At 56.1% G+C, this 22,779-nt stretch carries 20 protein-coding genes; 13 read left to right on the forward strand and 7 right to left on the reverse strand.

The window, feature by feature from the left end; translation table 11 throughout:
• Window positions 1–59 precede the first annotated feature (59 nt).
• Complete coding sequence (locus ACW9KT_RS06295; RefSeq protein WP_457078519.1) at window positions 60–1,067, reverse strand: alkaline phosphatase D family protein; 1,008 nt, start codon at window positions 1,065–1,067, stop codon at window positions 60–62.
• A gap of 184 nt (window positions 1,068–1,251) precedes the next feature.
• On the opposite strand from ACW9KT_RS06295, the gene ACW9KT_RS06300 reads away from it, so the two are divergent.
• From ACW9KT_RS06300 to ACW9KT_RS06345, 10 genes are all read left to right on the forward strand, one after another.
• Window positions 1,252–2,550: a carboxypeptidase-like regulatory domain-containing protein gene (locus tag ACW9KT_RS06300; RefSeq protein WP_457078520.1), complete on the forward strand. Its 1,299-nt coding sequence runs from the start codon at window positions 1,252–1,254 to the stop codon at window positions 2,548–2,550.
• 123 nt (window positions 2,551–2,673) lie between these two features.
• Entirely contained in the window at window positions 2,674–4,473 is a 1,800-nt protein-coding gene (locus tag ACW9KT_RS06305; RefSeq protein ID WP_457078521.1) for a DUF885 domain-containing protein, read from the forward strand.
• 142 nt (window positions 4,474–4,615) lie between these two features.
• Window positions 4,616–6,445 (forward strand): DUF885 domain-containing protein, encoded by a 1,830-nt coding sequence (locus ACW9KT_RS06310; RefSeq protein ID WP_457078522.1) that lies wholly within the window; start codon window positions 4,616–4,618, stop codon window positions 6,443–6,445.
• A 162-nt stretch (window positions 6,446–6,607) separates the two neighbouring features.
• Window positions 6,608–7,765, forward strand: a complete 1,158-nt coding sequence (locus tag ACW9KT_RS06315) for a serine hydrolase domain-containing protein (protein WP_457078523.1) — start codon at window positions 6,608–6,610, stop codon at window positions 7,763–7,765.
• 114 nt (window positions 7,766–7,879) lie between these two features.
• Window positions 7,880–8,215 (forward strand): DUF3471 domain-containing protein, encoded by a 336-nt coding sequence (locus ACW9KT_RS06320; RefSeq protein WP_457078524.1) that lies wholly within the window; start codon window positions 7,880–7,882, stop codon window positions 8,213–8,215.
• Window positions 8,216–8,285: 70 nt separating this feature from the next.
• On the forward strand, window positions 8,286–8,423 hold the full coding sequence (locus tag ACW9KT_RS06325) for a DUF885 family protein (protein WP_457078570.1): 138 nt from the start codon (window positions 8,286–8,288) through the stop codon (window positions 8,421–8,423).
• Between the two features lie 136 nt (window positions 8,424–8,559).
• The gene (locus ACW9KT_RS06330; protein ID WP_457078525.1) at window positions 8,560–10,383 is read left to right on the forward strand and encodes a DUF885 domain-containing protein; all 1,824 of its coding nucleotides are present in this window, start codon (window positions 8,560–8,562) and stop codon (window positions 10,381–10,383) included.
• 136 nt (window positions 10,384–10,519) lie between these two features.
• The gene (locus tag ACW9KT_RS06335; RefSeq protein WP_457078526.1) at window positions 10,520–12,343 is read left to right on the forward strand and encodes a DUF885 domain-containing protein; all 1,824 of its coding nucleotides are present in this window, start codon (window positions 10,520–10,522) and stop codon (window positions 12,341–12,343) included.
• A 65-nt stretch (window positions 12,344–12,408) separates the two neighbouring features.
• Window positions 12,409–13,983: a serine hydrolase gene (locus ACW9KT_RS06340; protein WP_457078527.1), complete on the forward strand. Its 1,575-nt coding sequence runs from the start codon at window positions 12,409–12,411 to the stop codon at window positions 13,981–13,983.
• A 255-nt stretch (window positions 13,984–14,238) separates the two neighbouring features.
• Window positions 14,239–14,736, forward strand: a complete 498-nt coding sequence (locus ACW9KT_RS06345) for a DUF4126 family protein (RefSeq protein WP_457078528.1) — start codon at window positions 14,239–14,241, stop codon at window positions 14,734–14,736.
• 113 nt (window positions 14,737–14,849) lie between these two features.
• Here the strand turns inward: ACW9KT_RS06345 and ACW9KT_RS06350 are convergent, their stop codons facing one another.
• Complete coding sequence (locus tag ACW9KT_RS06350; RefSeq protein ID WP_457078529.1) at window positions 14,850–15,311, reverse strand: hypothetical protein; 462 nt, start codon at window positions 15,309–15,311, stop codon at window positions 14,850–14,852.
• 149 nt (window positions 15,312–15,460) lie between these two features.
• Between ACW9KT_RS06350 and ACW9KT_RS06355 the strand changes: the two genes are divergently transcribed.
• The gene (locus ACW9KT_RS06355) at window positions 15,461–16,153 is read left to right on the forward strand and encodes a Dph6-related ATP pyrophosphatase (protein WP_457078530.1); all 693 of its coding nucleotides are present in this window, start codon (window positions 15,461–15,463) and stop codon (window positions 16,151–16,153) included.
• A gap of 139 nt (window positions 16,154–16,292) precedes the next feature.
• On the forward strand, window positions 16,293–16,787 hold the full coding sequence (locus tag ACW9KT_RS06360) for a VOC family protein (protein WP_457078531.1): 495 nt from the start codon (window positions 16,293–16,295) through the stop codon (window positions 16,785–16,787).
• Window positions 16,788–16,843: 56 nt separating this feature from the next.
• Here ACW9KT_RS06360 and ACW9KT_RS06365 read toward each other — a convergent pair whose 3' ends face one another.
• From ACW9KT_RS06365 to ACW9KT_RS06380, 4 genes are all read right to left on the reverse strand, one after another.
• A complete protein-coding gene (locus tag ACW9KT_RS06365) occupies window positions 16,844–17,722 on the reverse strand; it encodes an RES domain-containing protein (RefSeq protein WP_457078532.1) in 879 nt (292 codons plus the stop codon).
• Between the two features lie 129 nt (window positions 17,723–17,851).
• Window positions 17,852–18,811 carry an MBL fold metallo-hydrolase gene (locus ACW9KT_RS06370; RefSeq protein ID WP_457078533.1) on the reverse strand — a complete coding sequence of 320 codons (960 nt, stop codon included), beginning with the start codon at window positions 18,809–18,811 and terminating at the stop codon, window positions 17,852–17,854.
• A 177-nt stretch (window positions 18,812–18,988) separates the two neighbouring features.
• Window positions 18,989–20,512 carry a hypothetical protein gene (locus tag ACW9KT_RS06375; RefSeq protein ID WP_457078534.1) on the reverse strand — a complete coding sequence of 508 codons (1,524 nt, stop codon included), beginning with the start codon at window positions 20,510–20,512 and terminating at the stop codon, window positions 18,989–18,991.
• 122 nt (window positions 20,513–20,634) lie between these two features.
• Complete coding sequence (locus ACW9KT_RS06380) at window positions 20,635–21,306, reverse strand: hypothetical protein (RefSeq protein WP_457078535.1); 672 nt, start codon at window positions 21,304–21,306, stop codon at window positions 20,635–20,637.
• Window positions 21,307–21,528: 222 nt separating this feature from the next.
• Here ACW9KT_RS06380 and ACW9KT_RS06385 point away from each other — a divergent pair, with 222 nt between their 5' ends.
• Window positions 21,529–21,765 carry a hypothetical protein gene (locus ACW9KT_RS06385; RefSeq protein WP_457078536.1) on the forward strand — a complete coding sequence of 79 codons (237 nt, stop codon included), beginning with the start codon at window positions 21,529–21,531 and terminating at the stop codon, window positions 21,763–21,765.
• A gap of 496 nt (window positions 21,766–22,261) precedes the next feature.
• On the opposite strand, the gene ACW9KT_RS06390 is transcribed toward ACW9KT_RS06385, so the two are convergent.
• Window positions 22,262–22,744 carry a hypothetical protein gene (locus tag ACW9KT_RS06390; protein ID WP_457078537.1) on the reverse strand — a complete coding sequence of 161 codons (483 nt, stop codon included), beginning with the start codon at window positions 22,742–22,744 and terminating at the stop codon, window positions 22,262–22,264.
• Between the last annotated feature and the right edge of the window lie 35 nt (window positions 22,745–22,779).

Here is a 22,779-nt window from a genome sequence, read left to right on the forward strand (position 1 = left end):
CACAATAAAAAAGAGCTGAGGACACCTCAGCTCTTTTCTCACTCACGCAAAAAAGCTTATTACTGAATCGTGATTTCCTCGGTGTGAAACACGTTGCTTTGCTCGCCTTTCAGCTGCACCGTTGTTACTAGCTTTTTGCCTTTCTGCTGAAAGCGAAACACGCCGTAGTGCTTCTGATTAACCAAAGGGCCGATGCGGTATTGGTTCGGTTCGCCCGTGTTATTGGTAGCTGAGTGCGTCAGGCCGCTGGAGGTGATTTCGTAGACTGGAGATGCGACGCCCGGCAGGGTTATTTTGGCCATTTCGCCGATGTGCCGGTCGCCACTAATAAGTAGGACGCCTTTGGCTTTGGTACTGGCTAGTAGACCGAATAAGCGTTGGCGCGCGGCTGGGAAATTAGCCCACTTTTCGTAGGGATGTTCTTCGGCTAAAAACTGAATACCGGAGCCAATAATGTGGGCGTCGGCGTCGCTGGTGGCTAGCTGCTGCTGAAGCCACTGCCACTGCGCCTCGCCCAGAATGTCGCCCGTGGTGTTGGGGATGTAAGCTCTGGCAGAATCTTTTTGCAGAGCATCCTGATGATAACGATCGTCGAGCAAAATTACCTTGATTTTCTTGCGGCCCACTTTATAGTCGTAGGCGGCATAAATGCCTTCCTGCTGGCGGCGCGGACTGTTGGCGGGCTCTTGCAAAAAGTCGAGGGCGAGCTGCTGACTTTCCTTGCGCGGACCAAAGGATTTGTCGCCGTCGTTGCGGCCGTAGTCGTGGTCGTCCCAGGTGCCGATGATGGACGTTTGGGTGCGGAAGGCTTTGTAGTCGGGCTGCTCCAGCTGGAGGTCATATTTGGCTTTGAGCACAGCCATATCGTCGGAGTCGCCGTAAATATTATCACCCAACCAAATCCAGAGGTCGGGCTTTTCCTGCATAATAGGCTTCCACATAGGCTGGGGCAGGTTCTGCCGATTGCAGGAACCGAAGGCTATAGTTAGCTCTTTTTTGCGCTGAGCCATTGCCATTGGGCTTCCCAGGTGCAGGAGCAGGCCCAAAATCAGAAAGTATTTCTTCATGCTGCAAAGATGTGAGGTGAGGCAACACCAACTACGTGGGTTCGTGTAAAGCAACTGTTAAGAAATGCCCCCTAGCGTACCACACCTTCGCCCGCCGGTCTAATTTTTGTGCGTTGGGCACACGCCACGACCCGAATAGGCGTTATTTGTACTGATACTCTTGAAAACTAAACGCTTTCAGCTCTTGAATAACTTACTTGCTCTCCTGGTTTCTCTTCGTTTCCGCTTTGCCAGCGGCATGCTACCCGCCTCATTGGGCCTTGTACTCGTGTTGGTGGGGGGCATTAGTCAGACCGCTCTAGCCCAGCAAGTACGCGGCATCGTGCGGGATAAAGAAACCAAAGAGCCGCTGCCTTTCGTGGGTATCGGGGTGAAAGGCACCACTATGGGTACGGCCAGCAACGAGAATGGGGAATTTACCTTAAACCTGCCATCGCTGCCTCAAACCCTGGTTTTCTCGGAGCTGGCCCACGTGAAGGACACCGTGCGGGTGACCACGCCAGGTCAGTCGCTGGAGGTGCTGATGGCCCCGGCCTCGGTGGTGCTCTCGGAGGTGAAAGTGGGCAGCTATGCGTATCAGCTGGTTGACCGAGCTTATCAGCATTTGAGGAAAAACTACGGCCGTAAGTTTTACGGTAAGGCCTATTACCGTCAGATCACGCGCATCGACAACGACCCCACCGAACTACTGGAAATGGTGTGGAATGCTAAGTCCAATAACGCCCGCATTGAGGGTACGACTATGGCGCAGGGGCGCTACGCCGCTAAGCAAGCCCTGATCAGCGATAAGAACTTTTCGCTTTATACTAAAGCCTTCGGTCTTTATGATGACAAGGCCGACACCACCACGTCACTGGGCTTATTCAGCCCCAATGTGGTAGACAATTACCTGCTAGAAATAAAAGGCGTGCTGGATAAAGGTGAGACGGGCGGCGTAGCCGAAATCACGTTTGAAACCCGCCCCGAGAAAAACAAATATCAATCGAAAGGCACCGTCTGGATTGACGTAGATACCTACCAGGTAATACGTTATAAGATGACCACGCCCCAGCTCACGCGCAAGGCCAATAACCCCACTTTCTCGTTCAAAAATTCGGAGTTGGAGCTGGATATGGTGTTTCAGAGTGACACAACGGCCGTGAGTCCGCTCGAGTACATCCGCACCAACATGACCTATGATCTGGTGCGGCCGGGCTTGCCAGCGGCTAAGATGAGCGTGGCGGCTTTCACCTTCTTTTACGATACCAGCCGGAAGCCTACCAACTTGCCCTACAGCAAAGTAAGCAGCAGCGAGCGAGACTTAGAAGCCATCAAAAAAACCAAGTACGATCCCGCTTTCTGGGCTAACAATCCGGTGGTAAAACGTACGCCGCTGGAAGACGAAGTAGCCCGCTCATTCGAGCAAAAAGGCGCCTTTGGTACGATGGTGAAAAAGCCGGAACCCAAGGCCGACGTACGCATCCGCAACGGGCGAATAGAGTAAGCTTTCAGAAAGCATCCGAAGAAGGGAGCGAGAAATAAGCAGGCAACCAACGGCTGTGCGGCGTGTCATAAAACGCAGTACATTTCCGTTCTCAAATCCTCCTTATATCTCACTCCCTTCTTCATGAAAAAACTAGCCCTTACCGGGTTGCTGGTTGGCGCCTTGCTAACTGCTTGTAATCAGCAGAAAACCACCGCCGATGGCGGCGCGGCTACTGGTACTGCCGAGGTAAAAGATCTGTCGACGCTCTTTGCCAATTATTGGGAAGAAAACCTCAAGCTCAATCCCTTGGATGCCACTGCCCAGGGCGACAACCGTTACAATAACCGGCTGCCCAACGATCAGACCCGGGCCTTCCGCGACACGCTCCAGACAACCTATCAGAACTACCTCGGCCAGCTGCAAAAGTTCGACCGCGAAAAGCTATCGGATAACGACAAAATCAGCTACGACATCTTCAAGTACGACCTAGAGAACAGGCTTGCGGGCTTGAAGCTGAACACGTGGATGATACCGTTTCAGCAGTTTTGGGGCCTGCCCATCACGCTGGGCCAATATGGCTCGGGCACGGGTATTCAGCCCTTCAAAACGGTAAAGGACTACGAGGACTGGCTGGGCCGCGCTAAGGGCTTTGCCGCCTGGGGCGACTCGGCTATCGGCAACTTCCGCAAAGGCATGGCCGCGGGCGTGGTGCTACCCCGGCCGTTGGTAGAAAAAATGATTCCACAGATGCAGGACTTGGTGGTGACGGATCCTACTAAGAGCTTGTTTTATGGCCCCGTGACGAAGTTTCCGGATGGTGTTTCCGACGCTGATAAGCAGCGCCTGACTGCCGCCTACAAGGATGCTATTCTGAACGATCTGGCACCAACGTACAAGAAGCTGGGGGCCTTTTTGAAGAACGAATACCTGCCCAAAGCCCGCACCACGACCGGCATTTCGGCTATTCCGGGCGGCCCAGAAATTTACCGCTACTACGTAAAGAACTGGACTACTACCGACAAGACGCCCGAAGAAATCTACCAGACCGGGCAGGCTGAGGTAAAGCGGATTCGCTCGGAAATGGAGCGCGTGAAAAACGAAGTTGGCTTTAAAGGCGACCTGCCGGCTTTCTTTACTTATCTCAAGACGGATAAGAAATTCATGCCTTATCAGACGCCGGAAGACGTACTGGGAGCTTTCCGCGCCATTCAGACCAAGATTGATTCGAACCTGAAAAAGATGTTTGGCCGCACGCCCAAAACGCCATTCGAGATTCGTCAGACCGAAGCTTTCCGCGCCGCCTCCGCCTCCGCTGAGTACAACCAGGGCAACCCCGACGGCTCGCGGCCAGGCGTATTCTACGTGCCGATTCTGAACGCCAAGGAGTTCAACACGACCTCAGGTATGGAGTCACTGTTTCTGCATGAAGCCATTCCGGGCCACCACTACCAGATTTCCTTGCAGCAGGAAAATGAGAATCTGCCGAAATTCCGGCGCTTTGCCTGGTACGGCGCCATGGGCGAAGGCTGGGCTCTCTACACCGAAAGTCTGGGCAAAGAGTTGGGCTTGTACACCGACCCGTATCAATATATGGGAGCCCTCGGCGACGAGATTCACCGCGCCATTCGCTTAGTGGTAGACGTGGGTATGCACACCAAAAGCATGACCCGCGAAGAGGCCATCAAGTATATGATGGACAACGAAGCCATTAGCGAGCAGGGCGCCACCGCCGAGATTGAGCGCTACATGGCCATTCCGGCGCAGGCGCTGAGCTACAAAATCGGAGCGCTGAAGATTCGGGAGCTGCGCCAGAAGTACGAGAAGCAACTGGGGGGCAAATTCAACCTCAGCAACTTCCACGACGAGCTACTGAAAGACGGCGTGATGCCGCTGGCAGTGCTGGAGCGCAAAATGGACGCCTGGGCTGCTACACAGAAGTAGCCTTGCTTCTCTCTCTTTGGCTGAGGTCAAATTGACTTCAATAGTAAAAGCCCCCCAACTTTATTTGGGGGGCTTTTTTTATGCTTAGTCAGGTGGACCGAGAAACGTATATATTTGATGAATTCTACTTTTTCTAAATTTTATGAAATCACCCTTCCTCACTGCTTTATTGGGTTTGGCGCTGATAAGCCCGGCAATAGCGCAAAAAGCGAAGCCAGTTACACCCAAAGACGCAGCTAATTCCAGTGCTGCTCCGGCCACTCAACCCGGTGCTTCGGCGCCGCTGGCGGCGTTGTTTGAGGCCTACTGGGAAGAACAGGCCCGCCTGAACCCGCTCACTGCTACTGCCCGAGGTGACAACCGCTACAACGACCAGCTGTATAACTTCCAGACCCAGGTATCGCGCAACGAATCCGTTGCTTTCGCCCAGCGGTACCTGACGGCACTCCAGCAATTGGACCGGGCCAAGCTCTCGGCCAACGACCGCCTGAGCTACGACGTATTTAAGTACCAGTTGGAAATAAGTTTAGAGGGCGCCAAACACAATTTTTGGATGATGCCCTTCAACCAATTCATATTTTCCTTCTCCAACACGTTTCCCCTGCTCGGCTCGGGCAAGGGCGGGCAGCCGTTCAAGACGGCGCAGGACTACGACAACTGGCTGCGCCGCCTGCGTCAGTTCCCGCCCCTGATCGACTCGGCCATCAGCAACTACCGCCGGGGCATGCGCGCCGGCGTGGTGCTGCCTAAGGCCGCGGTGGTGAAGATGCTGCCCCAGCTGCGCGCGCTGGCGCCCGCCGACCCCACCCAGAGCGTGTTCTACGGGCCGGTGGCGGCGTTTCCGGCCGCCGTGTCGGCCGCCGACCGGGCCCGCCTCACGCCGCTTTACCTGGAGGCCATCGGCCGCGACGCTACGGCCCCGTACCGCAAGCTGGCCGACTTCCTCGAAACCGAGTATCTGCCTAAGGCCCGCAGCAGCGCGGGCATCGGCGCCCTGCCGGGAGGCCAGGAGATGTATGCGTTTTGGGTGCGCGTCTACACCACTACGCTGACACCGCCGGCGGACATTGCTCGCACCGGGGAGCGTGAGGTGAAGCGCCTGCGTGCCGAGATGGAGCGGGTCAAGCAGCAAGTGGGTTTCAAGGGCGACCTGCAAGCTTTCTTCACGCACCTGAACGCCGATCCGCAGTTCCGCCCCTTCAAAACGCCTGAGGAGGTGCTAGCCGCGTACAGCGGGGTGCATGCCAAGATTGAGCCCAACCTGCAAACGATGTTCGGCCAAGTGCCCAAAACCGGGTTCGAAGTGCGCCGCACCGAGGCGTTTCGGGAAGCCTCCGCCGCGGCCCAGTACAGCCAGGGCCTGCCCGACGGCTCGCGCCCGGGCATCTTTTATGTACCCATCCCCGACGTGACGCAGTACAACGTGACCCGCGGCCTGGAGTCGTTGTTTCTGCACGAGGCCATTCCGGGCCACCACTACCAAATTTCGCTGATGCAGGAAAACACCGCCCTGCCCAAGTTCCGCCGCTTCGGCGGGAGCCCGGCCTACGTCGAAGGCTGGGCCCTTTACACAGAGTCCTTGGGCAAGGAGCTCGGCCTGTACACCGACCCCTACCAGTACCTGGGCATGCTCAAATCAGAAATGCACCGCGCCATGCGCCTCGTCGTCGACGTGCACCTGCACACGGGCCAGATGACGCGCGAGCAGGCCATTCAGTACATGATGGCAACCGGGGGCATTGCGGAGGCCGAGGCCACGGCCGAGGTCGAGCGTTACATGGTCATTCCCGGCAATGCCCTGAGCTACAAAGTAGGCGCGCTCAAGATCCAGGAGCTGCGCGCCCGCTACGAAAAGCAGTTGGGCCAGAAGTTCAGCCTACGCGCTTTCCACGATGAGCTGCTCAAGGACGGCTCGCTGCCCTTGCTGGTGCTGGAGCGCAAAATGGACGAGTGGGCAGCCAGCGTAAAATAACGCGGACCTGCCGGCCCGCGAGGGTGCCGTTTCGCCGGTGCACGCGCGGGCTGGCCGGGCTGCTTCTGCATTTGCCGTGAAATAACCTTCATCCTGCATAGGGTCTTCTTCTGCATCCCCCATCAACAGCACTTACAAAGCGCATCCTAAAAGCGACAACACATGAAAGTAAAATTTATCATCCCGTTGTTCTTCTTGGCACAACTTGCCCTTGGACAAAGCAGAACGCAAAAAATAGACAGCCTGCTCGATTCTTTGTATACCAACCACAAGTTGAATGGCAATGTGCTCGTGGCAGAAAAGGGGAAAGTGATATACAGCCGCAGCTTTGGCTACGCCAACGAGGAGACCAAAGAGAAACTGATAGAAGGGTCGGTATTCGAATTAGCCTCCTGTTCCAAACAGTTCACGGCTATGGCCATCGTGCTCCTGCGGGAGCAGAAAAAGTTAGCCTTGGATGATGAACTAAAAAAGTACTTCCCGGAACTCGCCGGTTACCCGGGCGTGACCATCCGGCACTTGCTGACCCACACCAGCGGGCTGCCGGACTACATGGAACTGATGGACGGCGTGTTTGATAAATCCACCATTGCGACCAATCGGGACATCATTACGCTATTGAGCAAGCACCAACCGAAGGCCTTGTTTGAACCCAACACCAAGTACGAGTACTCCAATACCGGCTATGCCTTGCTCGCCTCGGTGATTGAAAAAACGTCCAGTCTTACCTACGCCGAGTATTTGCAAAAAAACATTTTCACCCCGTTGAAAATGAAGCACACCTTCGTGTACACGCGCCGGCTTGCGCCCAAAACCATCGCGCATTATGCGTTCGGTTACGTGCCCGACAGTACCAAAAAGTACGTGTTGCCGGACCAATTGAAAGCCACAAACATGGTGGTGTGGCTCGACGGCATCGTGGGGGACGGAACCGTGAACTCCACCGTCCAGGATTTGCTGAAATGGGACCGGGCCTTATACGGCAACAAATTGCTGGCGCAGTCTACCCTGCGCGAAGTGTTCCAAGCAGCCACATTGAAGGACGGGTCCACCATGACGTGGAAGGACCGGCCCACAATTAAATACGGCTTTGGCTGGATGCTAGAGAACCATCCGATTTATGGCCAACTGGTGGGGCACGGTGGGAGCTGGCCCGGGTACCGCACCTACATCGACCGGCACACGACCCACGACAAAACCATCATCATCTTGCAAAACCACAACGACGTTTCTACTCCACTCGCCTCGATTAGGGCCATTTTATACAACCAGCCGCTGCCGAGGCCCAAAACAGTAACTAGTGGTAGCGGTGGTAAATAGAGTGTTCTAATCCTTCTTACCACAGAGTGGGTCTCGCTTACCCCTTTTCATAGGCTCCATTTCTGTTTCGCAGAACCGAGCCGCACAAAAGGCTGCGCAGACAGCGCGATGGCCGTGTGGCAGAAATTGGCAGCCCTCAAAAAGCCGAACTACGCGGCCTACGTGGGCCGCTACCACGACGCCTGGCTCGGCGACGTGAACGTCGTGGCCCAGGGCAACCAGCTCTGGCTCAAAGCCAGCCGCTCGCCGCGTCTGACGGGCCAACTACTGTCCTACCAAGGCAACACTTACGTGGTGCGATGGCGCAACCGGAGCGTCAACGCTGATGCCTTCGCGGCCTTTACCCTCGACGAGCAGGACCGAGCCAGTAGCCTCACGATGAAGTCCGTCTCGGCCGCCACTGACTTTAGCTACGACTTCCAGGACCTAGACTTGCAGCGAGTACAATAGCCGCGGGCGGTATTGTGGCGACTTACGTTGGTCGCTGAGCTACAAGATTGGTCAACTCTAAATCTGGGAGCTGCGCGCCAAGTATGAAAAGCAACTGAGGGGCAAATTCAACCTCAGCAACTTCCACGACGAGCTGCTTAAGGACGGCTCGCTGCCCGTACTGGTGCTGGAGCGCAAAATGGACGAGTGGGCAGCTACCCAGAAGTAGGCTTGCTTTTCTTTTGCTGAAGCTAAATTGTCTTTACTAAAAAGCCCCCTAACTCTAGTTGGAGAGGCTTTTTAGTGCCTGACTTAGGGCACTAAAAAAGGTCTATATTTGATGAATTACACTTTTTCTAAATTTGATGAAATCACCTTTCCTCACTGCTTTAGTGGCCTTGGCGCTGGTAAGCCCGGCCGTGGCGCAAAAAGCGAAGCCGACTGCAACAAAGGTCACAGCCAATTCCCGAGCCGCATCGTCATCTGCTTCAGCTCCACTGGCAGCTTTGTTTGAGGCTTATTGGGAGGACCAAGCCCGCCTGGACCCACTCAACGCCACTGCTCAGGGCGATAACCGCTACAACAACCGCCTGCCCAACGACCAGACTCGGGCCTTCCGCGACACGCTCCGGACAACCTACCAAAACTACCTCAGCCAGCTGCAAAAGTTCGACCGCGAAAAGTTGTCGGATAATGACAAGATCAGTTACGACATTTTTCAGTATGATCTGAAGCAGCGCGTAGAATGGCTGAAGTTCAATTTATGGATGATGCCGTTTCAGCAGTTTTGGGGTCTGCCTATCAACATGGGCCTGTACGGCGCGGGCGTGGGCAATCAGCCGTTCAAGACCGTGAAGGACTACGAGAACTGGCTGGGCCGGGTGCAGGGCTTCACGGTGTGGGCCGATTCGGCCATTGGCAACTTTCGCCGCGGCATGAAGGCCGACGTGGTTCTACCCAAAGCTTTGGTAGTGAAAATGCTGCCACAGATGCGAGCGCCTGACATGGTGCCGACCGACCCAACCAAGTCGCTGTTCTACGGCCCCATCAACAACTTTCCTAAAGACTTTTCCGACGCCGACAAGCAGCGCTTGACTGAAGCCTACAAGAAGGCCATTAAGACGCAGGTGGTGCCCACGTACAAGAAGCTGGGCGACTTCCTCGCCAACGAGTACTTGCCCAAAGCACGGATTACTACGGGTCTTAACGCCGTGCCGGGCGGCTCCGAGATGTACCGCTTCCTAGCCAGCTACTCGACCACTACTGAGAAAACACCCGCCGAGATCAACGCCATTGGGCTGCGCGAAGTGGCCCGCCTCCGTGCCGAGATGGAGCGTATGAAAACTCAGCTGGGCTTTAAAGGCACGTTGCGCGAGTTCTTCGAGCAGGTGAAACACGAACCCAAAGCCCAACCCTTCAAAACTGCCGAGGAGGTGCTGGCTGGCTTCCATAAAATCCACTCCACCATTGAGCCCAACTTGAAAAAGATGTTTGGGCGCACGCCTAAAACCCCGTTTGAGATCCGCCGCACCGAGGCCTTTCGCGAAGCTTCTGCTTCTGCTGAGTACAACCCGGGCTCACCGGATGGCAACCGGCCAGGCATTTTCTACGTGCCTCTACCCAAGCCTGCCGAGTACAACGTGACGCAGGGCATGGAGTCGCTGTTCTTGCACGAAGCCATTCCGGGTCACCACTACCAGATTTCGCTGCAGCAGGAAAATACCAGCTTGCCTAAGTTTCGGCAGTTTGGTGGCTACGGCGCCATGACCGAAGGTTGGGCCCTGTATACCGAAAGCCTAGGCAAGGAGCTAGGCCTCTACAAAGACCCGTACCAATACATTGGTGCCTTGAATGATGAAATGCTGCGCGCTGTGCGTTTGGTAGTGGACACCGGTATGCACACTGGCAAAATGACCCGCGAGCAAGCTATTACCTACATGTTAGACAACATGCCTGCTAGCGAGGAAGACGACATATCGGCCGTGGAGCGCTACATGGCCATTCCGGGCCAGGCGCTGAGCTACAAGATTGGCCAACTCAAAATCCGGGAATTGCGAGCCCGATACGAAAAGCAACTGGGCAGCAAATTCAACCTCAGCAACTTCCACGACGAGCTGTTGAAAGATGGCGCCATGCCACTGGCCGTGCTGGAGCGCAAAATGGACGCTTGGGCAGCTACCCAGAAGTAGCCTAATGGCTGGTTGCCTAAAGCTCGATTATCTCTACTGAAAAAGCCCCCCGACTTGAGTTGGGGGCTTTTTTCGCGCCTATTTGAAGACACTGGAAAAGGTATACATTTGATGGATTCTACTTTTTCTAAATTTTATGAAATCACCTTTCCTCACAACTTTACTGGGTCTGGCGCTGATGAGCCCGGCGGTGGCGCAAAAAGCGAAGCCGGTTACAACTAAGCCCGCAGCCAATTCCCGAGCCGCTTCGTCATCTGCTTCAGCGCCGCTGGCAGCTTTGTTTGAGGCTTACTCGGAAGAGGAGGCCCAACTGGATCCTTTTCTTGCTACCTCCCGGGGCGACAATCGCTACAACGACCAGTTTCCCAACTTCCAGACCCAGGCGCGGCGCCAAGAAGAACGCGACTTTTACCAGCGCTACCGTACGCAGTTGCAGAAGCTCGACCGCGCCCGCCTCAACCCTACCGACCAAGTAAGCTATGATATGTTTGCTTACTCGCTGGACCAGCGGCTGGCGAGTTTTGCGTTCAACAACTGGATGATGCCCTTCAACCAGTTTGGCGGCTTACCTAGTTTCCTGGTTCAATTTGGGACGGGTACCGGCGCGCAGCCCTTCAAGACGGTGCAGGACTATGACAAATGGCTAAGCCGGCTGCAAAGCTTCCCAGTCTGGGCTGATTCGGCTATCGGTAACTTCCGGCGCGGAATGCGGGCCGGGGTAGTGTTGCCCAAGGCTCTCGTGCCCAAAATGGTGAGCCAGCTGCGCGCCGTGGCCGTAGCCGACCCGGCTAAAAACTTATTCTATGGCCCGGTAAAGAACTTCCCGGCCAGCTTCTCGGCAGCCGATAAAGCTCGCCTTACGCCCCTGTTTGAGCAGGCCATCCGCCGCGACGTGGTAGCACCTTACCAGAAGCTGGCCGACTTCCTCGAAACCGAGTATCTGCCCCAGGCCCGCGCCAGCAGCGGCATCGGAGCACTGCCGCAGGGTGCCGCCCGCTACGCCTATGCCGTGCAGTTAAGCACCACTACCAACAGTACCCCGGAGCAAATTTATCAGACTGGCCTTAGCGAAGTAGCGCGCATCACGGCCGAGATGGAACGTGTGAAAGCCAAAACTGGCTTCACGGGCGACCTGAAAGGCTACTTCGCCTTTGTCAATACTGATCCCAAGTTTCGGCCTTTCAAGACCGAACAGGAAGTAATAGCAGCGTTCGAGGCCATACAGGCACGCATCGCTCCATCATTGCCTAAGCTGTTCAGCCGCACCCCCAAAACCGCGTTCGAGGTGCGGGCCACCGAAGCGTTCCGAGCGGCTTCGGCTTCGGCCCAGTACAACCGCGGCACCCCCGACGGCTCGCGGCCGGGCATTTTTTACGTCCCGATTCTCGACCCGCTCAAGTACAATACCGTCGCCAACCCAGCAATGGAAACCTTGTTTCTGCACGAGGCAATTCCGGGCCATCACTATCAGATTTCGTTGCAGCAGGAGAATACTGCCCTGCCCCGGTTCCGCCGCTTCGGTGGCTACGGCGTTTTCAGTGAAGGCTGGGCTTTATACACCGAGAGCCTAGGGCCAGAGCTTGGCGTGTTCCAAGATTCTAACCAACTCATGGGCCACTTGGGTGCCGAAATTCACCGGGCCATACGCCTAGTGGTCGATGTGGGCCTGCACACCGGCAAGCTCACTCGCGAGCAGGCCATTGCCTACATGCAAGCCAACGAGGCCATTACTGAACAGGGTGCCACGGCCGAAGTAGAACGCTACATGGCCGCGCCCGGCCAAGCGTTGAGCTACAAAACCGGCCAGTTAAAAATCAGCGAGTTGCGTGCCCGCTACGAGAAGCAACTGGGCTCGAAGTTCGACTTGCGCGCCTTCCACGACGAGATTTTGGCGGGGGGTTCTATGCCGCTGGCCGTGCTGGAAAAAACAATGGACGCCTGGGCCGCCCGGCAGCGCTAGGCAGTAAACCGGCACCTTTTCCTGAATCGAAAGACTACATCAAGACAACCGTTCAAGCTGCATACATGCGTTTATTTTCTTTGCGCTGCTGGGCATTGGCCCTCTTCGTGTCGGGACCGGCCCTGGCTCAAACCGCCCCGCCCGTCACGGCCCCGCTCGACGTGGCGGCTGTAGACGCTGTGGTAGCCCGCACCCTGAAGGCCTTTGATGTGCCCGGCATCGCCGTAGCCGTGGTCAAAGACGGGCAAATTGTGCTGAGCAAAGGCTACGGCGTCAGCTCCCTCAAAACTAAAGCGACGATGGACGCCAATACCTTGGTTGGCATTGCCTCCAACACGAAGGCCTTTACCACGGCCGCGCTAGGCTTGCTCGTAGACGAGGGCAAGCTGGGCTGGGACGATAAGGTGACGAAATACATCCCCGAGTTCAAAATGTACGACCCCTACGTGACGGCCGAGTTCACCGTGCGCGACCTGCTCTGCCATCGGAGCGGTCTGGGCCTGGGCGCCGGCGACCTGATGCAGTTTCCCGATTCGACGGACTTCACTGTCCAGGATATCATTCACAACCTGCGCTACTTCAAGCCAGTGTCGTCGTTTCGCAGCAAGTACGATTACGACAACAATCTCTACATCGTGGCCGGCGAAGTGGTGGCGCGCATTTCGGGCCAACCCTGGGCCGAGTTTGTGGAAGCCCGCCTACTGAAGCCGTTGGGTATGAGCCGCAGCGCCACTAGCTTTGCCCGCCTGCCCGATCCGACCAACATTATCGACGCGCACGCGTCGGTGGATGGCCGGGTGCAGGTCATTCGCCGCGACCAGAACAGCGTGAAGGGAGCGGCCGCCGGCATTTACAGCAGTGTGACTGATATGAGCCAGTGGGCCTTGATGCTGCTGGGCGGCCCCGGCGCGCCCGCGCCCCTGCTGCAGCCCGCCACGCAGTGGGAAATTTGGAGCCCACAAACCATCGTGCGAGTGGGGCCTCGACCTTCGCCCTACAACACGCACTTTGCCGCCTACGGCCTGGGCTGGAGTTTGAACGACTCGCGAGGCTACAAGGTAGTGTCACACACGGGCGACTTGCCGGGGATGGTGACCAAAGTGCAACTGGTGCCGGAACTGCATCTGGGTATTATTGTACTCACCAACCAGCAAAGCGCCCTGGCATTCAACGCGGTTTCTGCCACTATTCTGGACCACTACCTTGGCGTGACAGGCGAAGACCGGGTGCAGGAAATGACCGACATCAACAAGAAGAGGACAGCCAGCAACACGCAAGCCGACGAGGCCGTGTGGAAGCAGGTAGCCGCCGCCCAAAAGGCCGCGCCCAAAAAGCCGAAATACGCGGCTTATGTCGGCCGCTACCACGATGTCTGGTTGGGCGATGTGAACATCGTTGCCCAGGGCAACCAACTCTGGCTCAAAGCCAAGCGTTCACCCCGCCTGACGGGGCAGCTACTGCCCTACCAAGGCAACACTTACGTGGTGCGCTGGCGCGACCGCAGCTTCAATGCTGACGCCTTCGCCGCTTTCACCCTCGATGCGCAAGGCCAGGCCACAAGCGTTAAAATGAAGCCCATTTCGCCCGCCACCGACTTTAGCTTCGACTTCCAGGATTTAGACTTGCAGCGGGTAGAGTAGCGGCGGGAGGCAACCTGCCTGCTTACTCTGGCCGCTGAGCAGAGGTAGATTTCCGCACTTCGGGTTTAAATTGAATAAAAAAGGCAGCCTACTAAGGCTGCCTTTTTTATGGCTAATAATATCAGGGGCATTTTTCAAAGCTTACCCTACTCTCGCACAACCACAAAAGACTATACCTTTTTAAGCTGGGCAGTCGGCTATCTGCCAACGCCGTCCGTTTAAGACACTATTCATTATTATATTAAAATCAATCAGATGTCTCAGCAACTTCGTCAAACTCTCGCCTTAGGCGCTATGGCCGGCATGCGCAGCATGACGGCTCCTGCCACCATCAGTCACGCATTGGCCAAAAATAATTCGCATGCGCTGGCCAGCTCGCCCCTGCGGTTTCTGCAGTCGCCCACGGTTGCTAAGGTGCTGAAAGGATTAGCGGTAAGCGAAATGGCCGCCGACAAGATGCCTGGCATGCCCGACCGCACGTCTCCGCCCATTTTGGGTGGGCGCATCTTGGCTGGCGCGCTAGTAGGAGCTGCGGCTTACAAAGCTAAGAATGATAATATGCTCGCCGGCGCCCTGATTGGGGGCAGCATGGCGGTAGCTGCCACCTATGGCGCTTTGTATCTGCGCAAGGCGCTGGGGCGCACCACCGGTCTTCCCGACACAATTTGGGCAGTGCTGGAAGATAGCTTGGTATTGAAAAGTGCTGTAGCCGTGGCAAATGACGCCCGCCGCAGCACCTCCAATCAGCTGTAGCAGTTGTTGTTAATACAAAAAGCCCCCAAGCTATGCCTGGGGGGCTTTTTTATGCTTACTGTATAAAAGGTCGTTAGCTGCTTTGTTCTAAGCAATGCCGTAAGCGCGGCAGGCTAGCGCTGAGTTGTAGAGCCGCCACCGCCGCCCATACCGCCACCGCCGGTGCTACCACCACCTGAGGTGGTACCATTGCCGCTCTGGTCGGTGCCCGAGGCCTGAGAAGGGGCTTGCGATGCGTTGCGGCTGTTGCCATCCTGGGTTTTCCCTTGGGCGGGCTCTCCCGAAGCCGTCTGGGGCGAGCTGGCATTGCTGCCACCGGGCGCCGAGTTCATTGCATTGTCAGTCGACATCTGCTGGTCAGCGGCCGAGCCTTCGCCTAGCGGCGGCTGCACGTTTTGCACGCGGTTTACGCTGTCACGAGCTACTTCATTGCTGGTAGGGGGCTTGGCAGCTTCCAGATTGAAGTTTTCTACGTACTGGGGGTCCTTGCCAGGTCCTTTTTCGTACTCACAGGAGGCCAGCGGAGCCATTGCAACCAGCAATAAGGCCAGTGCATAACGCTGTTGAAATTTCATAAAGAGGTTGTTTTGGAGTGAAATACAGGTTCGGAAAGCTTGTATACGATAAGCTGGCTTCAATAGCCGAAGCCAATTGCTCAGATGTTAGGGCGCGTGGAAATTTTGAGCGACGCGCTACTTCCGGCGCTGGCCAATACCTTTGTTTCATGCCCGTTTCAGCCCTTATGAACTGGAGCGGGGGCAAAGATTCCGCCCTCGCTCTCTATCACGCCCTGCGCGACCCCAACCACCAGGTTACGCATCTGCTTACCAGTATTAACGCCCACTACCAGCGCGTATCCATGCACGGCGTGCGGGTAGCGCTGCTCGAAGCGCAAGCTCAGCGCATCGGTCTGCCACTTACGACGCTCGCCTTACCCGAATCGCCTGGCATGGACGAGTACGAACAACTTATGCAAGCAGCCTTGGCGCCCTTGCAGGCGCAGGGCGTAAGCCAGGCCATTTTTGGAGACATTTATCTGGAAGATTTACGGGTTTACCGCGAACAGCAGCTTGCCCGCGTGGGGCTGGGGGGCATTTTTCCACTCTGGCAGCGCCCTACCGACGACTTGCTGCGCGAGTACCTCGATCTGGGCTTTCAGGCCGTAGTGGTGTGCGTAAATGAGCAGCACCTCGACGCCAGCTTCTGCGGCCGCCTCCTCGACGCCGACTTTCTGCGCGATTTGCCCCCCAGCGTCGATGCGTGCGGCGAGAACGGAGAGTACCACAGCTTCGTGTTTGATGCGCCGTACTTCAGCAGTCCTATTCTCTTTGAGCGGGGCGAAATAGTGCGTCGCACGTATCCAGCGCCGGTACCTGGCGCCCCAGAAGCTGCTTTCTGGTATTGCGACCTTACCTGAGCCGTAGCTTAGAATTAGAAACGGTAGTGAGCATGGGCTTCGTGAGTTGCTCTGCAATGTTGTTATCGCTTTACAGTCTGTTTGCGTAAGGTCATTAGAGTCCTTCTCAACGTCCACGAAACCAGTAGCTCTGACACCGATGAGCCAGCCATACGTCATTCCTCCTGAAACCCGCATTGGGCACGTACACCTGAAAGTGGCCGACTTGGATCGTGCACTTAGTTTTTACTGTGGCGTGCTCGGCTTTCAGCTCATGCAGCGCTTTGGCACCCAGGCCGCTTTCATTTCGGCCGGCGGCTACCATCATCATATTGGCTTGAATACCTGGCATAGCCTGGGCGGTCCGCCGGCGCCGCGCCAAGCGGCAGGCCTTTATCATCTGGCCATTCTCTACGCCACCCGCCCCGAGCTGGCCGTAGCCTTGCAGCGCCTCCTCGACGCCGATTATCCCATTACCGGCGCCGCTGATCATGGCGTATCGGAAGCTATTTATCTGAACGACCCAGATGGTAACGGCGTGGAACTGTACTACGACCGGCCCCGCGAAGAGTGGCCCCATACAGCTTCTGGCGAGCTGGCTATGGTCACGGAGCCGCTAAATATTCCGGCATTGCTGGCCTTGGCCACTAGCTGATCAGGTAAATAAATACAGTAGCTAAAAAAGCCCCCAGAGCAGTTCTGGGGGCTTTTTTAGTTGTTTGGAATACAATGCTCTTTACTGTCAGCGCCTTCGCGCAGAATCCAGTTACCGGATCTGTCAAGCCATTCCAGCTTTTCACCGGGCGCCACGCCGCGGGCAAAGTTGAGCGAGCATACGTCAATGGTTTCCGTCTCTACCCGATTCACGGACAGGTATTCCACGTACTGAAGCACGAGTTTTTGCTCATCAATGCAGCGCGGGTGCAAGGCCAGGTTGTGAGAGGGGCTTGGCATTGCCGCCGATGGGTACAGAAGCCCATCAAACTGCTCACCCAGCTGAAAAGCCTCAGTCAGGGCAATAGACAAGCGGTACTTGTACTCCTCGCCGGGCCCAACAGGCTGCGTGAAACAGCCAATCAGGAATTCGGCCAGGCTTCGCTCGGCTTTGGGCAGGTACTCTAATGCTTTGTGTAAGGATTCTTCGCGGTCGGAGTGTGGGTCATCGGCGCAGGAATCGGCGTAGCTAAAGCCCGCAATGCGCAGTGGCTTCTGAGTGCGCCAGCGGCTAATAATCACCTCGTCGCCGGGCTTCACATGCGACTCAAAAAAAGGCGGGTGCCAGGTAGCGCTGCAATAAAACATAGGCACCCCGGCCCGGTTGGCGCGCTGATCCTTAGTTACCTTCTCAGGGGGCGGATACGACACATCAGCGAAGCGCTTGGGCAACTGGTCGCAGGGCGTTCCGCGGTAAAGCAACAGCCCCGGCTCGAAGTCCAAGCAGCGCAAGGCCGTGCCGCTGAGCAACTCCCGCATCTTCGGTACCAGGTCGTCGATGGCTTCCTTGCGCAAGTCGAGTTGTTGGATGGCGGCTATCTTTTGGCTGATTTCCTTCGCAGCCGTTTGTCGGGTGTCGGTTTGGGAGGAATGCATGAGTGAGAGAGGAGGGAAGGCACAGTTGAGTTTGGGTGGTACATTACCTAATGAGACCTCGCCCTATCCCTTCTGAAGAAGGCAAGAGCGAGGTCTCATTAGTGAATCTGAGTACGTTTACGGCGAAAATCAGTACCGGGTAGACTTTTTGCCTTTTTTGTTGGCCAATAGCACTAAAGCCACAGTACCAGCTACCCCAAGGCCCAGGGCCCAGGTTGATACGCCAGGCCCTACGGCCGGGGGCACCGAGGTAACGCCTGTTTCGTCGGCAGTAGCGGGCTGAGGCACATAGCGGCCATGCTTGGGAATGGCTACTTCATCAAAATGCTCTACTAGCTCCTTCAATTGCTGCAAAAGCTGGGTGCCATGCATCGGAATGCCGTGGCCAGTAGCAGCAATGTGCGGCTTCAGGTCGGCCAGCAACGCTACCGATTGCCGAGCCTGAGGCCAGTTGGGCGTGAAGTAAGCAGGCGGGCCGTGCACCTCCTGGCGCTGCTCCCACACCGCCGTGCCCGATTCCTGCTTCACCGTCACGAAGGCGTCGCCGGCAATCAAGAGGCGGTCTTCTTCCCGGAAAAACGACACGTGGCCGGGCGTGTGACCGGGCGTGTGGTACCAGCGCCAACCGGGCAGGTGCGGCACCGAGCCATCGGTGGGCAGGGCCTGCACGCGGCTGCCCAGGTCGAGGGGCTGCTTTGGATATAAGAACGACATGGCCGCCATCGCGCCACCGCCAACCGTTGGATCTGGTGGGGGATAGGCCGAGCGACCAGTGAGGTAGGGAAGCTCTAGGGTGTGAGCGTACACGGGTACATCCCACTCATTGGCTAAAGTAACCAGCGCGCCCACGTGGTCGAAGTGACCGTGGGTGAGGATAATGGCCGATGGCCGATTAAGTGAGCCAAAGATTTCGGCCGCGTGCCGGCGAATGGTGCCCGCCGAGCCGGGTAGGCCGGCATCTACCAGCACCCACGGACTCATGGGCGCTTCTGCCTCGCGGATGTAATACAGATTGGTAAAAACATTGCGCAGGCCCCACACACCCGGCGCCACGGCCTGCAAAGCAGGAGTATTCGATCGATTAGCCATAGAGAAAGCTTTAAGGTTAGTAAACATGGAAATAATACGCTGGGGAGCTTTTTTGTAGCCGCCCCAGCTAGCAGCAATTGCAGCAAAGCTGGTGATATGACTGGCTGCTGGAAGAGCAGTTAAAAGCGGAGTAAGAATGCACTACCGACAGCAGGGCAACTCCCTAATATTCATAAGTTATTTAACGGGCAAGGCTATCTCGCAGCTACAGAGCACCTCGCGGCTGGGTGTTACCGGTTGGTAGTTAGGCTGCGTTACCTCTTTCATATAAATAACGTCGAGGCGCTGAACAGGTTCGTTGCTCGAATCTTCATTCCATACCCGCAATAGATAATTGCAGTAGTACGGGCGCAGATACATGTTGTTGATGAACAGGTAATTCTCGGAGTACTTCCGCCAACGGTCATTTTTGAACAACGACACCACCGACTTGGGCTTCCTCAAGGTCGTGGGCCTGCCTTTACGGTTTAGATCAATGTGCGCGCCCTCGGGGGTAGTGCCGTCTAGTATGTACCAGCCATCATCTTTGAATACGGCCGGCGCAAACATTCCCCAGTGCTGATCGGTGCGGAAGAGGTAGCCAAACCAGCGCAACGGCTCCGACATAGTCAGCGACGGATTGGCAATCGAGTCGAGGTTCCACCAGCATACGTAGGCCAGCAACAGCGTCACCACGGCGTTGCGTATGCCGTGCAAGGTCCGAATAGCTCTGGGGGGCAAATCCAGGCTCGATTCGACCCGGAGCCGCACCGGGCTGCGCCAGCCATCGAGGCGCGGCCGCCAACGAGCTACATACGGCGCCAGGCGCTGGGCCCGCGTGCGGATATGTCGGTCAATCCAATTCATGGCTGGTGTCGGCAGTAAGCCTAGCACCGAGGCCATATTTATGAGGAAGAATAACCCCACAAACAAGGTTAGGCTGATGCCGAAGTGAAAGCCGTACATCACTACCACAAACAACATCCGCCAAAACGGAACCCCAAACGGAATAAATAGCACAAAGGGCAGCAACATCTCCGTGTAGTAAGTCGCAAACGTGAGAAAGCGCATTACCTCCGGAAACTGGTACAAGATCCGTCCGCCCGGCATCAGCACTTGGTCGAGGCTGAGGGCGTAGTAGATGGCAGTGCCCTCGGTGGTCCATTCGGGCGCGTTTTTGAGCAGCGCCGTGCACCAGTACACCAGCGCCAGCTGCACGATATACGCTACCGTGGCCGCGCTGAAATACGCGTAGGAGGCCGGCTGCGGCTCCCTCCGGCCTGCATCGAGGGAGTACATACGACCCCAAGGGAGAAAAATGCCCCAAAACAGCAACATGCGCAGCAAGTCGTCGCCACCCTGCCCAATAACCGGGTTGCGGTTCTGCAGCGACACCAGCAGCAGCCACGATACCACCGTGGCTACGCGAGTTCGATACCCCAATAATAACGCTACTGCCGTACCCGCCGCCAGCAAAAACAGTAGGGCCTGTATTTGCCACAACCCGCTGATGTTATGCAGGCTGAACTGATACGCATTCCAGTTGCGCTCATACAGCACGTGCAGGGGCAAAATGCCCATATTGGCATAATGCGCTTCCAAGTCGGTGCTGCGAATGGCGAGGTCGGTGAGCACAACCGCCGCCGTGGCAATGCGCAGTAAGGCTAGTGCTCGGAGGTCGAGAACAAACGGACTTCGTAGAAACTCAAGAACACGGGTCATAGAGCCGCGCTGGGGGGCAAATTGTGAGAAAAAAGAAGGCGAAAAGGTGCGCCACCTGTCTGGATGGTTTGCCTTTTCGCCTTCAAAAAGAGCAACCGACTATTTAAGGCCGGAAAGAGAAATTAGCGCGTAGTGCCGCCCGATGTAGTACCGCTGGTAGTGCTACCTGAAGTGCTACGCGTGGTGCTGCCCGATGTGGTGCCCGAGGTAGTACCGGTAGTGGTACGGCCTGAGGTAGTGCGCGTATTGGTACGGCCCGAAGTAGTACCTGTGGTACGGGTAGAGGAAGAAGTAGTGGTACGGCCGCTGGTGGTACCTACTGTAGTACCAGCCGTAGTGCCGGCCGTCATGGTGCCGGCAGTAGTACCGGCGGTCGAGCCAGCCGTCATAGTGCCAGCGGTTGTGCCCGCAGTGGTTCCCATGGTAGTGCCAGCAGTGGTCCCGGCTGTGGTGCCAGCGGTAGTACCGCTGGTCATGGTGCCGCTAGTGGTGGTTCCGGCAGTCATAGTGCCTGTGGTGGAGCCAGTAGTCATGGTGCCCGCAGTGGTGCCGGCCGTTGTACCCCTTGTGGTACCAGCCGTAGTGCCCATCGTTGTGCCGGCGGTCGTGCCTGCCGTGGTTCCCATGGTAGTGCCAGTGGTAGCACCGCTAGTTACACCAGTTGTTGATCCTGCAGTTGTGCCAGTGGTAGCGCCACCGGTGGTAGAGCCCATAGTGGTTTGAGCAGAAGCTCCAGCAGACATAAATACGGCGGCCAGCAAGGCGGCAAATGATACGAATGATGACTTTTTCATAGCTGTTAAGAAAGATACTAGGGTAGAAAATGAATGATCCGGTAACAGAAACCGACAATGGATGATGGCAGTCAGTAGCAGATTGCTACCAACACTGGCTTCTGTACGGATAAATAAGCACGGAGTACATACCCCTATCTGCAGCAAGAGGGATAATTACCGAATAGTAATTATCCCTCTTGTCGTAGATTATATGCTATTGTTGATACACCAACCTAGCGAGTGGTAGTACCACCCGTGGTACCGCTAGTAGTGCTGCCTGAGGTAGTACCTGAGGTGGTCGAGCCTGAAGTGCTGCCCGAGGTAGTACCCATTGTGGTCGAACCTGAAGTGCTGCCACTAGTAGTGCCCATCGTGGTTGAACCTGAAGTGCTACCGCTGGTGGTGCCCATTGTAGTGGAGCCTGAAGTGCTACCCGAAGTAGTACCAGTCGTGGTTGAACCTGAGGTAGAGCCGTAGGTAGTTGAACCAGTCGAAGTAGTTGAACCCGAGGTAGAGCCAGAAGTGCTACCTGATGTGCTGCCGCTAGTGCTACCTGAAGTACTACCGCTAGTGCTGCCCGAAGTGCTACCGCTCGTTGTAGCTCCATCAGTGCCCGTAGAGGCACAAGAAGACATCAAATTAGCTGATGCGAATAAGCCAGCAAGTGCGAGGGTCGAGATGAAAATCCGTGATTTTTTCATTGGAAGGATTAGTTGGTGAATGGGTTAAACCAGAGCGGGTAGAGTATTGAAAGAGCCTCTTGTACGTGCAAACCAGAGAAAATAGTTACTAATACATGTATATATTTTTTTGGCCTAGTAGCTCTAATGCTCTTTTATTCAATGATTTAATCATTGATTACTGCTCTGTAAGTAAGTGTTTATAAGGTAAAAAAGAGGGTAATAACCAGTTAGCTATTACCCTCTTTTGAGTTGTTGGCTACCTAATAAACACCTTAAAATCTTGGTGTTAGTTAGCGTGTTGTTGAGCCACCTGTGCCGCCACCCGCGGTTGAGCCGGTACCCGCCGTCGAGCCCGTGCCACCTGCAGTAGAAGAACCTGATGTTGAGCCGGTGCCAGACGTAGAGCCCGTACCCGTACCGCCTGCTGTTGAACCCGTGCCACCGGCAGTAGAACCTGTGCCACCAGCAGTAGAGCCAGTTGTAGCACCTGTGCTGCCAGTTGTGGTGCCAGCTGTAGAGCCAGTGCCACCAGCCGTAGAGCCACTACCTGCAGTAGAACCCATGCCGCCAGTTGTGGTACCTCCAGTAGAACCTTCCATAGTACCGCCGGCTGAGTCGGTGGCCATCATATCAGTGTCCGTGCCGGTACCCATGTCACCTGATGAAGTGCCCTCACCTGCGCCAGTCGAGTTTGTCTTGCTTTCACAGCCGACGAATGTGAGCGAAGCTCCTATCAAAGCAGCCGTCAGGATATTAAACCGTAATTTTTTCATGGTGAAGTAAATGAAGGGAGTTGGTTGTGGATTGT

This window comes from Hymenobacter sp. HD11105, from assembly GCF_054051685.1.

Bases quoted from the DNA above. Each gene is read 5' to 3' on its own strand.
- ACW9KT_RS06305 (WP_457078521.1), top strand. From the start codon at position 2,674: ATGAAAAAACTAGCCCTTACCGGGTTGCTGGTTGGCGCCTTGCTAACT.
- ACW9KT_RS06315 (WP_457078523.1), top strand. From the start codon at position 6,608: ATGAAAGTAAAATTTATCATCCCGTTGTTCTTCTTGGCACAACTTGCC.
- ACW9KT_RS06310 (WP_457078522.1), top strand. From the start codon at position 4,616: ATGAAATCACCCTTCCTCACTGCTTTATTGGGTTTGGCGCTGATAAGC.
- ACW9KT_RS06335 (WP_457078526.1), top strand. From the start codon at position 10,520: ATGAAATCACCTTTCCTCACAACTTTACTGGGTCTGGCGCTGATGAGC.
- ACW9KT_RS06340 (WP_457078527.1), top strand. From the start codon at position 12,409: ATGCGTTTATTTTCTTTGCGCTGCTGGGCATTGGCCCTCTTCGTGTCG.
- ACW9KT_RS06375 (WP_457078534.1), bottom strand. From the start codon at position 20,512: ATGACCCGTGTTCTTGAGTTTCTACGAAGTCCGTTTGTTCTCGACCTC.
- ACW9KT_RS06350 (WP_457078529.1), bottom strand. From the start codon at position 15,311: ATGAAATTTCAACAGCGTTATGCACTGGCCTTATTGCTGGTTGCAATG.
- ACW9KT_RS06295 (WP_457078519.1), bottom strand. From the start codon at position 1,067: ATGAAGAAATACTTTCTGATTTTGGGCCTGCTCCTGCACCTGGGAAGC.
- ACW9KT_RS06345 (WP_457078528.1), top strand. From the start codon at position 14,239: ATGTCTCAGCAACTTCGTCAAACTCTCGCCTTAGGCGCTATGGCCGGC.
- ACW9KT_RS06370 (WP_457078533.1), bottom strand. From the start codon at position 18,811: ATGGCTAATCGATCGAATACTCCTGCTTTGCAGGCCGTGGCGCCGGGT.
- ACW9KT_RS06360 (WP_457078531.1), top strand. From the start codon at position 16,293: ATGAGCCAGCCATACGTCATTCCTCCTGAAACCCGCATTGGGCACGTA.
- ACW9KT_RS06330 (WP_457078525.1), top strand. From the start codon at position 8,560: ATGAAATCACCTTTCCTCACTGCTTTAGTGGCCTTGGCGCTGGTAAGC.
- ACW9KT_RS06380 (WP_457078535.1), bottom strand. From the start codon at position 21,306: ATGAAAAAGTCATCATTCGTATCATTTGCCGCCTTGCTGGCCGCCGTA.
- ACW9KT_RS06355 (WP_457078530.1), top strand. From the start codon at position 15,461: ATGCCCGTTTCAGCCCTTATGAACTGGAGCGGGGGCAAAGATTCCGCC.
- ACW9KT_RS06390 (WP_457078537.1), bottom strand. From the start codon at position 22,744: ATGAAAAAATTACGGTTTAATATCCTGACGGCTGCTTTGATAGGAGCT.
- ACW9KT_RS06365 (WP_457078532.1), bottom strand. From the start codon at position 17,722: ATGCATTCCTCCCAAACCGACACCCGACAAACGGCTGCGAAGGAAATC.